This window comes from Chitinophaga sp., from assembly GCF_039596135.1.
In the GTDB taxonomy this organism is placed as follows: domain Bacteria; phylum Bacteroidota; class Bacteroidia; order Chitinophagales; family Chitinophagaceae; genus Chitinophaga.
Map to the genome: position 1 here is coordinate 1 of NZ_JBCNKH010000111.1, position 16,696 is coordinate 16,696.

General features: G+C 46.1%; 18 protein-coding genes and 1 pseudogene. 8 read left to right on the forward strand and 11 right to left on the reverse strand.

All coding sequences use genetic code 11. The features are described from left to right. A pseudogene (locus ABDW16_RS30085) lies at positions 1–159 on the reverse strand (tyrosine--tRNA ligase); the annotation flags it as partial. Positions 160–301: 142 nt separating this feature from the next. On the opposite strand from ABDW16_RS30085, the gene ABDW16_RS30090 reads away from it, so the two are divergent. Further along, positions 302–1,012, forward strand: a complete 711-nt coding sequence (locus tag ABDW16_RS30090; RefSeq protein ID WP_343675035.1) for a hypothetical protein — start codon at positions 302–304, stop codon at positions 1,010–1,012. Between the two features lie 41 nt (positions 1,013–1,053). Here the strand turns inward: ABDW16_RS30090 and rfbD are convergent, their stop codons facing one another. The 6 genes from rfbD to ABDW16_RS30120 form a co-directional block, all read right to left on the reverse strand. Continuing rightward, a complete protein-coding gene (gene rfbD, locus ABDW16_RS30095; RefSeq protein WP_343675037.1) occupies positions 1,054–1,917 on the reverse strand; it encodes a dTDP-4-dehydrorhamnose reductase in 864 nt (287 codons plus the stop codon). A 1-nt stretch (position 1,918) separates the two neighbouring features. Then, positions 1,919–2,488: a dTDP-4-dehydrorhamnose 3,5-epimerase gene (gene rfbC / locus ABDW16_RS30100; RefSeq protein ID WP_343675039.1), complete on the reverse strand. Its 570-nt coding sequence runs from the start codon at positions 2,486–2,488 to the stop codon at positions 1,919–1,921. Between the two features lie 6 nt (positions 2,489–2,494). After that, entirely contained in the window at positions 2,495–3,550 is a 1,056-nt protein-coding gene (gene rfbB / locus ABDW16_RS30105; protein ID WP_343675040.1) for a dTDP-glucose 4,6-dehydratase, read from the reverse strand. 90 nt (positions 3,551–3,640) lie between these two features. After that, positions 3,641–4,585: a UDP-glucuronic acid decarboxylase family protein gene (locus tag ABDW16_RS30110; protein WP_343675041.1), complete on the reverse strand. Its 945-nt coding sequence runs from the start codon at positions 4,583–4,585 to the stop codon at positions 3,641–3,643. Positions 4,586–4,604: 19 nt separating this feature from the next. After that, entirely contained in the window at positions 4,605–5,918 is a 1,314-nt protein-coding gene (locus ABDW16_RS30115) for a UDP-glucose/GDP-mannose dehydrogenase family protein (protein ID WP_343675042.1), read from the reverse strand. Next, positions 5,915–7,054 (reverse strand): DegT/DnrJ/EryC1/StrS family aminotransferase, encoded by a 1,140-nt coding sequence (locus ABDW16_RS30120; protein WP_343675043.1) that lies wholly within the window; start codon positions 7,052–7,054, stop codon positions 5,915–5,917. The genes ABDW16_RS30115 and ABDW16_RS30120 overlap by 4 nt, the downstream gene beginning before the upstream one ends. 107 nt (positions 7,055–7,161) lie before the next feature. On the opposite strand from ABDW16_RS30120, the gene ABDW16_RS30125 reads away from it, so the two are divergent. Further along, complete coding sequence (locus tag ABDW16_RS30125) at positions 7,162–8,409, forward strand: glycosyltransferase N-terminal domain-containing protein (RefSeq protein ID WP_343675044.1); 1,248 nt, start codon at positions 7,162–7,164, stop codon at positions 8,407–8,409. Here the strand turns inward: ABDW16_RS30125 and ABDW16_RS30130 are convergent. Further along, complete coding sequence (locus ABDW16_RS30130; RefSeq protein WP_343675045.1) at positions 8,379–9,446, reverse strand: hypothetical protein; 1,068 nt, start codon at positions 9,444–9,446, stop codon at positions 8,379–8,381. The genes ABDW16_RS30125 and ABDW16_RS30130 overlap by 31 nt on opposite strands. Positions 9,447–9,575: 129 nt before the next feature. Here ABDW16_RS30130 and ABDW16_RS30135 point away from each other — a divergent pair, with 129 nt between their 5' ends. Continuing rightward, entirely contained in the window at positions 9,576–10,142 is a 567-nt protein-coding gene (locus ABDW16_RS30135) for a thymidine kinase (RefSeq protein ID WP_343675046.1), read from the forward strand. A 3-nt stretch (positions 10,143–10,145) separates the two neighbouring features. Here the strand turns inward: ABDW16_RS30135 and ABDW16_RS30140 are convergent, their stop codons facing one another. Both ABDW16_RS30140 and accC read right to left on the reverse strand, forming a co-directional pair. After that, complete coding sequence (locus tag ABDW16_RS30140; protein WP_343675047.1) at positions 10,146–10,625, reverse strand: GtrA family protein; 480 nt, start codon at positions 10,623–10,625, stop codon at positions 10,146–10,148. Between the two features lie 115 nt (positions 10,626–10,740). Then, positions 10,741–12,216 carry an acetyl-CoA carboxylase biotin carboxylase subunit gene (gene accC, locus ABDW16_RS30145; RefSeq protein WP_343675049.1) on the reverse strand — a complete coding sequence of 492 codons (1,476 nt, stop codon included), beginning with the start codon at positions 12,214–12,216 and terminating at the stop codon, positions 10,741–10,743. Positions 12,217–12,247: 31 nt separating this feature from the next. Between accC and ABDW16_RS30150 the strand changes: the two genes are divergently transcribed. Genes ABDW16_RS30150 through ABDW16_RS30165 form a run of 4 tightly spaced genes read left to right on the forward strand, consistent with a single transcriptional unit; the run spans position 12,248 to position 15,337 of the window. After that, positions 12,248–12,913, forward strand: a complete 666-nt coding sequence (locus ABDW16_RS30150) for a heme exporter protein CcmB (RefSeq protein ID WP_343675050.1) — start codon at positions 12,248–12,250, stop codon at positions 12,911–12,913. A 42-nt stretch (positions 12,914–12,955) separates the two neighbouring features. After that, the gene (gene ccsA / locus ABDW16_RS30155; protein ID WP_343675051.1) at positions 12,956–13,618 is read left to right on the forward strand and encodes a cytochrome c biogenesis protein CcsA; all 663 of its coding nucleotides are present in this window, start codon (positions 12,956–12,958) and stop codon (positions 13,616–13,618) included. Beyond that, a complete protein-coding gene (locus tag ABDW16_RS30160; protein WP_343675052.1) occupies positions 13,615–13,872 on the forward strand; it encodes a CcmD family protein in 258 nt (85 codons plus the stop codon). The genes ccsA and ABDW16_RS30160 overlap by 4 nt, the downstream gene beginning before the upstream one ends. A gap of 46 nt (positions 13,873–13,918) precedes the next feature. Continuing rightward, positions 13,919–15,337 (forward strand): Glu/Leu/Phe/Val dehydrogenase, encoded by a 1,419-nt coding sequence (locus ABDW16_RS30165; RefSeq protein WP_343675053.1) that lies wholly within the window; start codon positions 13,919–13,921, stop codon positions 15,335–15,337. 51 nt (positions 15,338–15,388) lie between these two features. Here the strand turns inward: ABDW16_RS30165 and ABDW16_RS30170 are convergent, their stop codons facing one another. Next, positions 15,389–15,832, reverse strand: a complete 444-nt coding sequence (locus ABDW16_RS30170; protein ID WP_343675054.1) for a type I restriction enzyme HsdR N-terminal domain-containing protein — start codon at positions 15,830–15,832, stop codon at positions 15,389–15,391. 54 nt (positions 15,833–15,886) lie between these two features. On the opposite strand from ABDW16_RS30170, the gene ABDW16_RS30175 reads away from it, so the two are divergent. Then, the gene (locus tag ABDW16_RS30175) at positions 15,887–16,657 is read left to right on the forward strand and encodes an AMP nucleosidase (protein WP_343675055.1); all 771 of its coding nucleotides are present in this window, start codon (positions 15,887–15,889) and stop codon (positions 16,655–16,657) included. Positions 16,658–16,696 lie beyond the last annotated feature (39 nt).

Sequence of the window (16,696 nt, forward strand, 5' to 3'; positions counted from 1 at the left end):
CAGCAGCAGGATGGGAACCAGGCTACCTACGTGCAGGGAATCTGCAGTAGGATCGAAGCCCACGTAGGCTGTGGTCATCTCTTTCTGTAATTGTTCCTCAGTGCCGGGCATAATATCCTGCAACATTCCCCGCCATCTTAATTCTTCTATCAGGTTCATGATTTATTGGGATAATTTTTGCAAACGTAAGAAATTAACCAGAAATTAGGCAGTGGCAAAAGGGATTGCTTTTGCCCTAAAACCCGGAACTGGGGGAAATTCGTACCTTCATGTGATAAAATAATAGCATATATCTCGCAGTATGAAGAAAAAAATGTTTTTTGCTGCGCCACTGGTACTGGCGGCACAATTATTATATGGTCAGCAACAGGATTGTAAGAGTTACTACTTTTTGCAGAACAATGCAGAAGTAGAAATGAGTATCTATGACGGCAAGAGTGAACTGGTGGCTAAGAATATCGAGAAGGTATTGAATGTCAACAGAACTGCCAATGTGATCAGTTCCAATTTCTCTACCACCCTCAAAGATGCAAATGGCAAAGACCTCTCCACCGGGAAAGGAAAATTTAAGTGCACCGGCTCCGAAATACTGCTGGATATGCAAATGGCAATGCCGAACATTCCACAGCTACAGAATATGAAAATGGAAGCAGGTAGCGATGAGGTTTTTCTTTCTTATCCTGCTACCCTTAAAGAAGGGCAAACCCTGCCAGGTGGTGAAAAGCAGATGAGCGGCAATATGAACGGTATGGAAATCAGCATGACCCTGAAGGTGAGTGACCGCAAGATAGTGGGAAAGGAGAAGGTCACAACCCCTGCCGGTACGTGGGAATGCTTTAAGATCTCTTATAAACTGGGATTGTCTGTGCAGATGATGGGGACCAATTTCCCGATGGACCTGGATGTAAATGCTACTGAATGGTTTGCACCGGGATTCGGGATTGTAAAAACAAACTCTGAAAGAGGAGGTTCGCTGTTAGGAAGTATGCAGATTACGGCCTTTAAGAAATAGAAATAAAAACAGCCCTTCGCATATTGCGAAGGGCTGTTGCTTTATAGATGTTGCAGGCATACCGCCAGACTTTCTTTCCAGTACGGAACTTCCAGTCCGAATGTATCCTTGATCTTTTGTTTGTTGAAAACGCTGTAAGCCGGGCGTTTGGCTGCTGTAGGGTACCTATCAGAGGTGACGGGTTGAATATTGCAGCTCAGGCTACTCAGATCCCTGATGGCAATTGCGAAGTCGTACCAGCTGGCCACTCCTTCGTTGCTGTAATGGTATACACCACCCAGGGTACCAGGTGCATCAATGGCTTTGCTCAGTACTGACAGCAGTACCTGCGCCAGATCTACGGCATAGGTAGGTGTACCTACCTGGTCAAATACCACGTTCAGGCTGTCTTTCTCCTGCATCAGCTCACGCATACGCTTTACGAAGTTCACACCATACTGGCTATATAACCAGGCGGTGCGGATCACGATGGTATCTTCATTAATACCCAGCGCTGTTGCTTCGCCGCGCAGTTTGGAACTGCCGTAAATGCTTTGTGCATCTGTATCGTCTTCTTCAGTATAAGGGGTATTCTTTTTACCGTCGAATACATAGTCAGTTGATATCTGGATGAACCTTGCATTGTGCGCCAGGCAAGCGTTAGCCAGGTGCATTACCGCTTCGAAGTTAAGTTTGAAAGCCTTTTCCTCTTCAGATTCAGCTTTGTCTACCGCTGTGTAGGCAGCACAATTGATGCAGGCATGAATTTCCTGTTGAGAGAAAAATTCAGCTACTGCTTCTTCATTTGTTATATCCAGCTCAGCATAGTCTGTATATAAAAAACTGAAGGCTGGATAATCTCCTGCTATTTGCTTCAAAGCCTGTCCTAGCTGCCCATTGGCGCCGGTGATCAGCACTGTCTTCATATTATTCAGTGGGTTTATTATATGCAAAATTATGTGTGCAGTTTGCCAGTGTAGGCAGGATCTGGTCCTTATCAGATACGATGGCATCCTTCAGGTCTATCTGCCAGTCAATGTTCAGCGCAGGATCATTATAGATGATACCACCTTCACTGGCTTTGTGGTAGAAGTTATCTACTTTATACATTACCTCTGCAGTAGGGCTCAGTACTACATAGCCATGAGCAAAGCCTTTAGGCACCAGCAGTTGCAGCTTATTTTCGGCAGAGAGTTCTATAGAATAAGACTGACCATAGGTAGGAGAGCCGGTGCGGATATCAACCACCACGTCCAGGATCTTACCTTCCAGTGCCCTGATCAGTTTGGTCTGTGCATATGGTTCCAGCTGATAATGCAATCCACGCAATACGCCGTAGGTAGAACGTGCCTGGTTGTCCTGGATGAAGTTCAGATCAAGGCCGGCATCTTTAAATACCCGTTCCGAATAGCTTTCAAAAAAATAACCACGATTATCATGATGTACTTTAGGTTCATACACTAACAAATCGGGAATCGGTGTCGTTGTAAATGGCATATTGTATTATCTTTTCTGGTATTGGTCACTGTAATATTCCTGGTAAGCGCCGCTGGTTACGTGTTCCAGCCATTCTTCGTTGGCGAGGTACCAGTCTACGGTTTTTTCCAGTCCTTCTTCGAACTGAAGGGAAGGATACCAGCCCAGTTCTTTGTTCAGTTTGGTGGCATCGATGGCATAGCGAAGGTCGTGGCCTGCACGGTCTTTCACGAAAGTGATCAGTCCTGCGGAGGTACCGGGCGCGCGTCCCAGTTTCTTGTCCATGATGATGCAGAGAAGGTTAATGAGGTCGATGTTCTTCCACTCATTAAAACCACCGATATTATATGTTTCCCCGATTCTGCCTTTATGATAGATGGTGTCGATAGCGCGGGCGTGGTCTTCAACGAAGAGCCAGTCGCGTATGTTTTCACCCTTACCATATACAGGTACAGGCTTGTTATTTTTGATATTGTGGATAGCCAGCGGAATCAGCTTCTCTGGAAAATGGTGGGAACCATAATTGTTAGAGCAGTTGGAGATCACTACAGGCAGGTGGTAGGTATGGTACCATGCCATTACGAAGTGGTCGGAGCTGGCTTTGGAGGCGGAGTAAGGAGAGCGTGGATCATAAGGCGTTTCTTCTGTGAAGAATCCTTCCCGGCCCAGGCTACCGTACACTTCATCGGTAGAGATGTGATAGAAGCGTTTGCCTTCAAAATTGTCTTTCCAGTATTTTCTGGCGGTATTCAGCAGGGTAGCGGTACCCATTACGTTGGTCTTAATGAATGCCAGCGGGTCCATGATAGACCTGTCTACATGGCTCTCTGCAGCCAGGTGTATTACACCATCAAAAGTATATTCCTGGAACAGCTCATCAATAAAAGTTTCGTCAGTAATATCGCCCTTTACAAAAGTGTAGTTGGGTTTATCCTTGATGTCATTCAGGTTTTCCAGGTTACCGGCGTAGGTCAGCGCGTCAAGATTGACGATCTTATATTGCGGATAATTATTGACAAATAATCTCACTACATGAGATCCAATAAATCCAGCACCCCCGGTTATTAAGATGGTATGGTTCATATATAATAAATTACGGGTTACAAAATACGAATAACGATTGTAATAAGTATACAACCGGCCATTCGTAGTCTGTAACCCGCGTTGAGTTATTTATTTGTTAAGAGCTTCTTTGAAGTATTCGTACGTGATGCGCAGACCTTCTTTTCTATCCACTTTAGGAGACCAGCCCAGTATCTCCTGTGCCTTTGTAATGTCTGGCTTACGTTGCTTCGGATCATCCTTAGGCAATGGCTGGTACACGAGTTTTTGATTGGCACCGGTCAGCGCTATGATCTCTTCCGCAAATTCTTTCAGTGTAATCTCTGCCGGATTTCCGATGTTTACCGGTAAGTGGTAATCGCTCAGCAGGAGGCGGTAAATGCCTTCTACCAGGTCGTCCACATAGCAGAAAGAACGGGTCTGAGAGCCGTCTCCGAATACGGTCAGGTCCTGCCCGGTCAATGCCTGGCTCATGAATGCAGGCAATGCACGGCCGTCATTGAGGCGCATTCTCGGACCATAAGTATTGAAGATGCGGATAATGCGTGTTTCTACACCGTGAAAATTGTGATAGGCCATAGTGATGGATTCCATAAAGCGTTTCGCTTCATCATACACCCCACGTGGACCTATTGGATTCACATTGCCCCAGTATTCTTCTGTCTGCGGGTGTACCAATGGGTCACCATACACTTCGGAAGTGGACGCAACCAGGATCCTCGCTTTCTTCTCCTTGGCAAGACCTAGCAGATTGTGAGTGCCGAGGGAGCTTACTTTCAGGGTCTGGATCGGCATTTTCAGGTAGTCAATCGGGCTCGCAGGAGAGGCAAAATGCAGGATATAATCCAACTTGCCGGATACGTGCACGAATTTGCTGACATCATGATGGTAGTATTCAAATTCCGGCAATGGGAACAGGTGTTCGATGTTCCTGAGATTACCGGTGATGAGGTTATCCATTCCAACTACCTGGTAACCTTCTTTTATGAAGCGATCACAGAGGTGCGAACCCAGGAAACCTGCGGCACCAGTGATCAGAATTCTTTTTTTGTCCATACAATATTTTGGTTGAATGTTAAATAGTAGCAGCTGTACGGCCTACGCTCTCATAGTGAAAGCCTAGTTCCTGCATCCTGGCCACGTCAAACAGGTTACGACCGTCGAAGATGAGCGGGTTTTTCAGTGTTGACTTGATTTTTTCGAAGTCAGGGGTTCTGAATACGCTCCATTCAGTTGCTATCACCAATGCATCAGCATTGTTTAAGCAGTCGTACTGATGACTTGCGTAAGATATCTTATCTCCCAGCAGTCTTTTTACATTCTCCATAGCTTCAGGGTCATGTACCGTCACAGTAGCACCTGCGGCCACCAGTGCATCTATGATATACAAAGCTGGTGCTTCGCGGATATCATCGGTATTGGGCTTGAAGGCCAGGCCCCACAGTGCAAAGTGTTTACCTTTCAGGTCGTTGTCAAAGAACGCATTGATTTTTGGCAACAGGAACAGTTTCTGTTTTTCATTTACGTCCATTACTGCATTCAGGATTCTGAAATCATAGGCTACATCTTCTGAAGATTTCACCAGTGCCTGTACATCCTTAGGGAAGCAGCTACCGCCGTAACCAATACCAGGGAACAGGAAGCGCTTGCCGATACGGTCATCGCTACCCACCCCACGGCGTACCATGTCTACGTCGGCACCCAGCTTTTCGCACAGGATGGCGATTTCGTTCATGAAAGAGATCTTGGTAGCGAGGAACGAGTTCGCAGCGTATTTAGTCAGTTCTGCTGATTTTTCATCCATAAACAGGATGGGATTACCCTGGCGAACGAATGGTCCGAACAGGTCGCCCATTACTTTGCGGGCTCTTTCTGAGCGGGTACCAATTACCACGCGGTCAGGTTTCATGAAGTCATCTACAGCCACACCTTCGCGCAGGAACTCGGGGTTGGACACCACATCGAATTCACACTTGCAGTTTTTGGCAATAGTCGCCTGAACTTTTTCGGCAGTGCCTACCGGTACTGTACTTTTGTCTACAATAACCTTGTAGTCTGTAATGATGTTACCCAGTTGCTCAGCCACTTTCAGAATGTAAGAAAGATCTGCAGAGCCGTCTTCACCGGGAGGGGTAGGAAGTGCAAGAAAGATCACTTCAGCGTCTTTCACACCGGCTGCCAGGTCAGTAGTGAACTGCAGACGATTTTCTTTGAGGTTACGTTCAAATAATTTTTCCAGGCCGGGCTCGTAAATAGTGATTTGTCCGCCGGACAACTTGTTCACCTTAGCAGCATCAATGTCAACACATGTAACATCGTTACCGGTTTCAGCGAAGCAAGTACCAGTGACCAACCCTACATACCCGGTGCCTACTACTGTAATTTTCATTTGGAGGTTTGATTTAAAAATGAAAGAACGGAGTGAATAATGTGATTCAATTGGTCTGCATCCATTTCTGTGTGGATCGGTAAAGAGATCACTTTGGATGTCAGAGAGTCTGTAATAGGCAGGTTAAAATTAGCGCCACCAAAATTGGCGAACATCTTTTGCTTATGAGCAGGTACAGGATAATAAATCATGGCAGGAACTTGCTGCTCTGCTAAATATTGTTGAAGTGCAAGACGGTCAGCACCTTCGATTTGTAAAGTATACTGGTGATATACATGGTAGCTGTTTGCCGCACGGTAAGGAATCGTAATCTTAGGATGGTTGGCAAATGCTGCATCATAGGCATCGGCCACTGCACGACGGGCTTTGATATACTCATCCAGCAGCGGGAGCTTGATATTTAATACCACTGCCTGCAGCGTATCCAGGCGGGAATTAATACCCACTACATCATGATAATAACGGGCAGACTGTCCGTGGTTGGCGATCATTTTGATCTTGGCAGCCAGGGCGTCGTCGTTTGTGAACAGGGCGCCGCCATCACCATAGCAACCCAGGTTTTTGGAAGGGAAGAAGGAAGTACAGCCTATCTGACCGATAGCACCAGTTTTCTTCACAGTTCCGTCGGAGAAGGTGTAAGTACCACCGATCGCCTGGGCGTTATCTTCGATAACAGGAATATTGTGCTTGCGGGAAATTTTCATGATTGGCTCCATGTCAGCGCTATGGCCATACAGGTGCACAGGAACGATTGCTTTGGTTTTTGGTGTAATGGCCTTTTCAACTGCCACCGGGTCAAGACAGAAAGTCTTCGGGTCTACATCAACGAAAACGGGTTTAAGCTGCAGCAGGGCAATTACCTCAGCTGTAGCAATAAAGGTAAAGGATGGTGTAATGACTTCATCACCAGGCTGCAGGTCCAGCGCCATGATGGCGATCTGTAATGCATCGGTACCGTTGGCGCAGGGAATTACATGCTTCACTCCCAGGTAGTCTTGCAGAGCCGACGTAAATTTCTGTACCGGCGCACCATTAATATAAGCTGCACTTTCTAAAACTTCCGCCATAGCAGCGTCTACCTGCGGTTTTATCTTGTTGTATTGGCGTTTGAGATCCACCATTTGAATCGGTACCATGTCTGGGATAGATATTTTGTTTAAAGTGAGCAAATTTACAAATTTTGACATAGGATGGGCAGTATCTTTGCCCCTGTTAAAAAATTCAGTACAAGTACGTCATCAGAATGCTGGGAAACGCCATATATAATATAGGAATACAATCATACCGGGCTGGAGTAGGGCTGGCCGCTGCCACTGGCAATGTCAAGGCTAAACGTTGGATTGAAGGCCGCCGTCACTGGCGGGAACGAATGAAAGAACAGCTGGGAGGTACCGGCCCCCTCATTTGGGTGCATGCTGCCTCGCTGGGTGAATTTGAACAGGGGAGACCTGTGCTGGAGGCCATCCGGGTGCAATACCCCCACTGTCGTATCCTGCTGACCTTCTATTCTCCGTCCGGTTACGAGGTACGTAAGAATTACCAGGGAGCCGATTATGTCTGCTATCTCCCGTTGGATACTGCCGGCAATGCCAGGGATTTCCTGGACATTGTACGTCCCACACTGGTAATCTTTATTAAATATGAGTTCTGGTATCATTTCCTGACAGCCCTATCCAAAAGGAAGATCCCGGTATTGCTTGTTTCCGGTATTTTCAGACCTAACCAGTTATTTTTCAAGCCATATGGTGGCATGTTCAGACAGTTGCTCCGGCAGTTTGACTGGATTTTTGTGCAAAACCAGGATTCGCTGGATCTGATCCGGCAATTAGGCATTGAAAGAACCAGCCTGGCTGGAGATACACGTTTTGACAGGGTATGGGCGCTTTTGCAGGAGCCGGCTTCCTTGCCGGCTATTGAGCGCTTTATCGATGGCCGTAAAGCCGTAATAGCAGGGAGTACCTGGGAAGCGGATGAACAGGTGCTGGCTGAATGGTGGAGTACAAATGCAAAACCAGGTCGTTGTCTTATACTGGCGCCCCATGAAATTCATGATGCGCATATTAAACAGGTGCAGTCACTGTTTCCCGGTGCTGTCCGTTACTCGCAGGGAGGAGGGGGCAATGTGCTGATAATTGATAATATAGGTCTGTTGTCCCTGTTATATCGTTATGCCCGCGTCACCTTTATTGGTGGGGGATTTGGGAAAGATGGCATTCATAATATCCTGGAGCCGGCTACTTATAGCAAACCGGTGATATTTGGTCCTGTATTCCATAAATATCCGGAAGCGGCTGCATTACTGGCGGCTGGCGGTGGTGCGACCATTGCTGATGTGAGTGCATTGACGTCAGTAATGGAATCCCTACTGGAAGATGATGCCCGCTGTATGCAGACAGGCAATGCCGCCGGCCGTTTTGTGGCCGATAATAAGGGAGCTACGGGGAAAATTCTGGCTTATATTCAGGAGAAACGTTTTTTCACCAAGGCATAGAACTGGCGAACGGCACGATTATCATCTACCCAGCCCTGCCTGATTTTCAACTCTCTTTCTATCCAATATTCCGCATCCTGCAATGAGTGCATCTCGTTGATAGTCTTGACGGAGCGCTCGTAAGTGTCTACATCACCACGGAACAGTTCCTGGATGAACTGGAATTTGTCATTGATCCCGATGGCCTGGCGCAGGTCTTTGACAGGCAGCTCGTTGAAGCGGTCGCCTATCTCTGAATGACTTTGACGCAGGCGGTCATTCAGGGAAGGAATATTTTGTGCTACTTTCTGATTCAGTTCTTTCAGCTCTGAGTGAATACCATTGGTTTCGGGCTTTTCAGTCCTTTCAGGCCTGGATGCACTGACAACTGGTTGGCTATGATCACCAAAGAGAGTGATGAACACAGGTTGTTTTTCTTCTTCTTTGGGAGCTGGAGTCGGTGCCGGTGCAGGTGTTGGTTCCGGAGCGGGAGCGGGCGCAGGTGGCTGGTAAGCTACTGGTGGCTCAGGAGCCGGAGTTGGTGTTTGGTAAGCTTTCAGGGCATCCTGTTCAGGTATGGGCGACTGATAGGCTTTCAGCACGTCCTGTGTGGGGGCAGGTGATTGATATGCTTTCAAGGACTCCTGTGCAGGTATTGGGGCCTGATACGCTCTTAGTGATTCCGGTTCAGGTGTTTTCTCTGCAATAGGTTGATTTACAACTGGTGCAGGTTCAATAATATTTACCGGCTCAGGAGCTGGTGGTTCAGGTTGTTTATATTCAACAACTGGTATTGGCTCAGATGGCTTAAATTGCGGGGCGGTTATGTTGCCATTGGAGGCTGTTGGAATTTCCGGTTCAGCTATAGGGGCTCCCGGCATAATGACAGCAATATGACTCTGTCTGCGTTGTAATTCTCTTTCCCGTTCTCTTTCGAGGCTACGGGCATGAAGAATTTCCGCCTGCAATAATTGTACATAATATGATATGGACTGCAGGGTCGCGCCAGTCGTCTTTAATTCCTGTAACTTGTCAATTAATGCACTTATTTTTTCCATAATCGCAAAAAAAAATAATTTAATGCAAAATGCGTTCCATGCGCTAATTGTTAACGTAGTATGGGAGAATTTATTTTATTTGCATGAAGTTATACCATTTTAATTAACTGTAAATCAAAATAGTATATTATGTTTATTGAACCTTCTCTTGCAGGAGGGCGAAGGGGTTGGATAGAAGTGATCTGTGGCTCAATGTTTTCTGGAAAAACGGAGGAGTTGATCAGGAGATTAAAAAGGGCCCGCATTGCCAATTTAAAAGTTGAAATATTTAAGCCGCTCATAGATACCCGCTATGATGTACAACATATTGTTTCTCACGATGAAAGCAGAATAATAAGCACCCCTCTGGAGAACTCACAACAGATTTTGCTGCTTGCGCAGGACGTGGATGTCGTGGGCATAGACGAAGCCCAGTTCTTTGATGGCGAATTAATGGAAGTATGCGACCAGCTGGCATTACGCGGGATTCGTGTAATTGTGGCAGGCCTGGATATGGATTACCAGGGCAAGCCATTTGGGCAGATGCCATTTTTGCTGGCTAAGGCAGATTACATCACCAAGCTGCACGCCATCTGTGTGAAATGTGGCAACATCGCCAATTATTCTTACCGGAAATCAGCCGATAAGCACACCGTATTGTTAGGAGAAACCGACCTGTACGAACCCCGCTGCAGGCACTGTTATTACGAATCGTAGTCTTTACTTTGCAACTTTAACCTTGAATGTGAATTTCTTCTGTGTCAGGTAACTGAATATTACCACAAAGCAGGTAGTCAGTATCTTGGCTGGAGTGGGATAAAAGTGCAGGTAGTCTACAAATAATTTCATGAATGCATAGTTCAGCAGCAGGCAGGTACCTACCAGCATAAAATAACGGATCAGCTGTATCCGGCCTCTCAGGTTGGATTCAGAGAATACGATGTATTTGCTCAGCAGGAAACCTGTGGGAAAGGTAATGGCAAGGGCCATGAACAAGGCTGCGATGTGTGCCTGTATAGTGATAAAAGGTAGAACTACATCTTGTTCTTTCAGTATGTAGTGATAGCTGATGTAATATAAACATATATCCAACACCGTATTACCTCCGCCACAAGCAAGATAGCGGAAGGTCTGAAAGGGCATCACTTTGGCAAATGGGCGGTAAAAAAACGAAATAACTAATAAAATAAACCGTCTCATAAAAGAAATATACAATAACAAAACTAGTACGTTTTACCGTTACTGAATCGCGCTTTAGAATTATCTTAACAATTTAATGGTTTTCAATAGAATGGATGAGACGGCATCAATGCCATTAGCGACGGGTTTTCCATTTGCCTGCCGCCTGGTTTACAGGCTGTTGTTGTGCTTTTCGCAGTTCCTCCTGCCATACCTGTACGGCCAGGAGCGCTGCAGCCCTGGCTGCATCTGGCGAAGGGCATTCCAAAGACTGTGGCGTAAAGTATTTGCCTATGAAATTGGTATCGAACTGCCCATTGATGAATGCGGGTTGTTGCAATGCCCAGGAGCCAAAAGGTAAAGTGGTCTGAATCCCTTTTACCTGGTATTCAGCAATGGCGCGCAGCAACCTTTCTCTCGCTTCTTCCCTGTTAGCTCCCCAGGCAATGAGTTTGGCAATCATAGGATCATAATATATAGGTATATCCATGCCTGCCTCATAGCCATCATCCACCCTGATCCCATATCCCTGAGGGCGTACGTAAGTTTCAAGGGTACCTGTATCCGGCAGGAAATTGCTGGCAGGGTCTTCTGCACAGATCCTTAACTCAATCGCATGACCATTTATTGTCAGGTCTTCCTGTAAAAAGGATAATTTTTCCCCTCTGGCTATCTTGATTTGCTCTTTTACCAGGTCCAGTCCTGTAATCATTTCTGTAACCGGGTGCTCCACCTGCAGGCGGGTGTTCATTTCCAGGAAATAAAACTGCAATTGTTCATCTACCAGGAACTCCACAGTACCGGCACCATAATAATTACAGGCTTTGGCTACATCGAGGGCGCATTTGCCCATGGCGGACCGGACGTTCGGTGTCAGGCAGGCAGAGGGAGCTTCTTCGATCAGCTTTTGGTGACGGCGTTGTATAGAGCATTCACGTTCAAAGAGATAGACGTAATTGCCATGCTGGTCGCCCAGGATTTGTATTTCAATGTGCCGGGGAGCGCCTACATATTTTTCAATGAATACAGCATCATCGCCAAAGGCACTCATAGCTTCACTTTTGGCCATCCGGATCTGTTCTTCCAGTTCTGATGCTGCATTTACCACTCGCATACCCTTGCCACCACCACCGGCAGAGGCTTTGATGAGAATAGGGAATCCGGTCTTTTTCACGACTTCCTGTGCTTCTTCGAGACTTCGCAGGGGTGTTTCAGTACCAGGTACCATAGGTACGCCAAATTGCTGGGCGGCTTGTTTAGCGGCCAGTTTGCTACCCATCATTTCAATGGAGTAGGCACTGGGACCAATAAAAGTAATACCGGCGGCAGTCACCGCTTCCGCAAAACGGGCATTTTCGCTCAGAAATCCATAGCCCGGATGGATGGCATCTGCACCGGATTGTTTTGCTGCTGCTATAATCTTTTCGATTTGCAGGTAGGATTGGCTGGATGGGGCAGGGCCTATACAGATAGCTTCATCAGCATATTGTACAAAGGGCATGGTCCGGTCAGCTTCAGAATACACCGCCACTGTGGCAATACCCATTTCCCGTGCAGATCGCATAATTCGTAGTGCGATTTCGCCGCGATTGGCTACCAGTATTTTTTTCATAAAAGCGAATATAAGGTATCTTTGCCCCCTCATGAAATCGACCGCATTCCAACAAACAATTACCCTGGTAAAAAAAGACATATTACTGGAATTACGTCAGAAATATGCGCTTTATGGGGTACTGCTCTATATCATTTCTACGGTATTTGTCATTAACCTGATGATAGGCAAACCCGAAGAAAAGACATGGAATGCCCTTTTCTGGGTAGTACAGTTATTTGTATCAGTCAATGCGATTGCCAAGAGTTTTCTGCAGGAAAACCGGGGCCGGCTGTTGTATTTTTACTCACTGGTACATCCCCGCAACTTCATCATTGCCAAGCTGATATATAATATCCTGCTCATGGCGATCATGAGCGTCATTACCCTGGTTTGCTGCATCCTTTTCATGGGCAACCCGATTATCAATGTTTGGTATTTTCTGGGGGTGATCATGCTGGGAGGTCTCAGTCTTTCCCTGTTGTTTACCATGCTGGCAGCTATAGCGGCCCAGGCAAACCAGAATGCTGCCTTGATGGCAATCATGGGGTTCCCGATCATGCTCCCCTTGCTAACCATGTTGTCAAATATTGCCCGATCCTCATTTATCACTGTTTATCAGCCCGGTCTGCCCAAGATGTTCCTCATGCTGGGAGCCATGGATATACTCATAGTTGGCTTGTCCCTGATTCTATTTCCTTTTTTATGGAAGGATTAGAATTTTGTTGTAGGTTTGCCACTCATTTAGTCGTTTAAAACAATGGCAAAGCACTGGTGGAAAGCTTTAGCGGTAATACTTCTCATATACACTATAATTGCAGGTTTTACTATTAATATACCCATTATAGGTACAAATCAGCAATCATCCCGGGGACTCTTTTTCCACGTACCAATGTGGATGTGTATGTATACCATGTTCAGCATTTCGGTAGCGAATTCCCTGCTGTACCTCACAAAATACGATTTGAAGAAAGATGCCCTGGCTGGTGCAGCCGGTAGTGTAGGGGTATTCTTCGGTATACTGGGCTTCTGTACCGGTACACTGTGGGCGACCTATACCTGGGGCGGAACAATTACGAATGATGCCAAACAACAGCTCACCGCTGTTGCATTGCTCATATATATGGCTTACCTGGTACTGCGCATGTCCATCCCGGATATTGATAAGCGTGCACGTATCTCTGCCGTGTTTAACATTTTCGCATTTGCTTTGTTGATTCCCTTAACATATATCATCCCACGCATGGTGGATTCCCTTCACCCTGGTGCTGCCGGCTCTCCTACATTTGCCTCAAAAGATACCGATGGCAGTATGAAGACGGTGCTTTATCCTGCATTTATTGGCTGGGTTTTGCTGAGTGTCTGGATTTATACCCTCGTGGTGCGCTACAAAAAATTAGAGTTAAAAAATATTTTTAAATGATTAACAAAGCGATTTCTTTCTGCTGTACCTGTTTGTTATTATTAGTTTCCCTGCTGACTTTTGGACAGGAGCCGACATTGCAACAACAGGATACGGAGACTGGACCGGTAAATGAATTTTTTCGTAGCAATGGCAAGATATATGTGGTAGTAGGAGTCCTGCTGATCATCTTTATAGGCATTGTGATTTTTTTAGTACGCCTGGACCGGAAGATCAGTAAGCTGGAGCGTAAGGAACGTGCTGATACCCTCTAAGACTTTATTAAGTCCAACTACATATTTATACCAAAACAGTTTTTTTATGGCGCAAGAACAGCACATAAGCTTCTTTCAGAACGTTGAAAAAAGCTTTGACAAAGCCGCAGGTTTCACGAAATGGGAAAAAGGCATTCTGGAGCAGATTAAAGCTTGTAATGCCGTTTACCGTATGAAATTCCCCGTACGCGTAGGTGATAACATTGAAGTAATCGAAGCCTATCGTGTACAGCACTCACACCACAAACTTCCTTGTAAAGGTGGTATCCGCTTCAGTGAAGAAGTAGACCAGGATGAGGTAATGGCCCTTGCCTCCCTGATGACTTACAAATGTGCCATCGTAAACGTGCCCTTTGGCGGTGCAAAAGGTGGTATCAAAATCAATCCCCGCAATTATTCCCCATTCCAGCTGGAAAACATTACCCGTCGTTACACCGCCGAACTGGTAAAGAAAAACTTTATCGGCCCTGGTATCGACGTACCTGCTCCTGACTATGGAACCGGTGAACGGGAAATGAGCTGGATCCTGGATACTTATATGAGCCTTCGTCCGGGTGAAATAGATGGTTATGGCTGTGTGACCGGTAAACCGGTTTCACAGGGCGGTGTAAGAGGTCGTAAGGAAGCGACCGGTCTGGGGGTATTCTATGGTTTGCAGGAGTTGTGTAATATCAAGGAAGATATGAAGAAGGTCGGCCTGGAGCCAGGTCTTATTGGCAAAAGGGTGATCGTACAGGGTATGGGTAACGTAGGTTATCATGCTGCTAAATACTTCCACGAAGCAGGTTCCATCATCGTAGGCCTGATCGAATACGATGGTGCGATCTACAACGAAAAAGGTCTGGACCCTGACAAAGTATTAAAACACAGAAACGAAACTGGTTCAATCATTAACTTCCCAGGTGCACAAACCCTGGCGAAAAATACAGACGGTCTGGAGATGGATTGTGATATCCTGATCCCTGCTGCACTGGAAAATGTGATCCACAAAGGCAATGCTGCCAATATTAAAGCCCGTATTATCGGTGAAGCTGCGAATGGTCCAATTACACCGGAAGCAGATGAGATCCTGAATAAGAAAGGTGTGATTGTAGTGCCGGATATGTTCCTGAATGCCGGTGGTGTGACCGTATCTTACTTTGAGTGGCTCAAGAACCTTAGCCATGTGCGTTATGGTCGTCTGGGCAAGCGCTTTGATGAGAATATGAACATTCACATCCTGGGTGTAATTGAAGACCTGACAGGAAAGAGCGTGTCAGAAAGAGAAAGGAAATTCATTGCACACGGTGCGGACGAAGTAGACCTGGTATATTCCGGTCTGGAAGAAACCATGCATGCCGCTTTGCACGAAGTACGTGAGATCATGGTGAACCATCCGGATGTACACGATATGCGTACTGCAGCTTATATCTGCGCAATTGATAAAGTAGGTGCTGCTTACGAACAACTGGGTATTTTCCCTTGATGGAATACAGCATATTTACAAAAGGACGTATCCGCAAGGGTACGTCTTTTTTTATTGGTGTGATGGCAGCATTTCAATAAAATCCCAACGACCGGCAGTTACATTATGTTCACAGCACCAGGTATTGACCCCGTTAGTGATTACCAGGTAAGCGGCTGGTAATACCATATGATAGCGTACAATCTGTTCTAAAGTAGCCTGGCTAAGGGAAATCCCCATTTCCTTGCACTCCACGATCATCCAGGGTTGGTGGTTTTTGTTAAATACAACAATATCGTAGCGTTTTTTCAGCTCTCCCAGGTAGATCTCTTTTTCAATACCAATCAAGGCTGCCGGGTATTTGAGGGAGGTTACAAGATAATTCAGAAAATTCTGGCGTACCCACTCTTCGGGCGTGAGCACTACGTATTTTTTCCGGAAACGATCGAAGATCAGGTCTTTATCGTTTTCAGTGATGATTTTGAAGTCAGGAGGGGGAAATTCGATGGTAATCATCGGGCAAAGGTAGTCTTCTCAGGAATTTTTTGTAAATTTGCATGTCAAAAGGCTATGAAGACAAAAGAAGAAATAGTAGCTAATTGGCTTCCCCGCTACACGGGGGAAAAACTGGAGAACTTTGGTTCCCACATCCTCCTCACGAATTTTAGTAATTACCTCACCTTATTTGCTGAATGGAACGATGTCAAGATTGTTGGCGCTGGTAAACCCATGCAATGTGCCACTGCAAATGACATTACCATCATCAATTTTGGTATGGGAAGCCCCAGCGCAGCTACCGTAATGGACCTGCTGAGTGCTATCGAGCCCAAAGCAGTATTGTTCCTTGGTAAATGTGGAGGTCTGAAGAAAAAGAACAAAATCGGAGACCTGATCCTGCCTATTGCAGCTATCAGAGGTGAAGGTACTTCCAATGACTACTTCCCGCCCGAAGTACCTGCATTACCCTCATTTGCCCTCCAAAAGGCAATTTCCACCACCATTCGTGAATATGGTTGCGACTACTGGACAGGTACCTGCTACAGTACCAACCGTCGTGTATGGGAACATGATGTAGAATTCAAACGCTACCTGGAAAAGATCAGGGCAATGGCTGTGGATATGGAAACTGCCACCATCTTTTCAGTAGGCTTCTTCAACAAAATTCCTACCGGTGCATTATTGCTGGTTTCTGACCAACCTATGATTCCAGAAGGGGTAAAGACAGAGGAAAGCGATAAGAAAGTGACTTCCGATTACGTGAACAATCACCTGAAGATCGGTATCGACTCACTGAAAGCACTGATCAATAGTCACCAGACAGTGAAGCATCTACGATTCTAAGTTCGTAAGCAGTAAGAATTTTGCGTATTATTTCGTAAT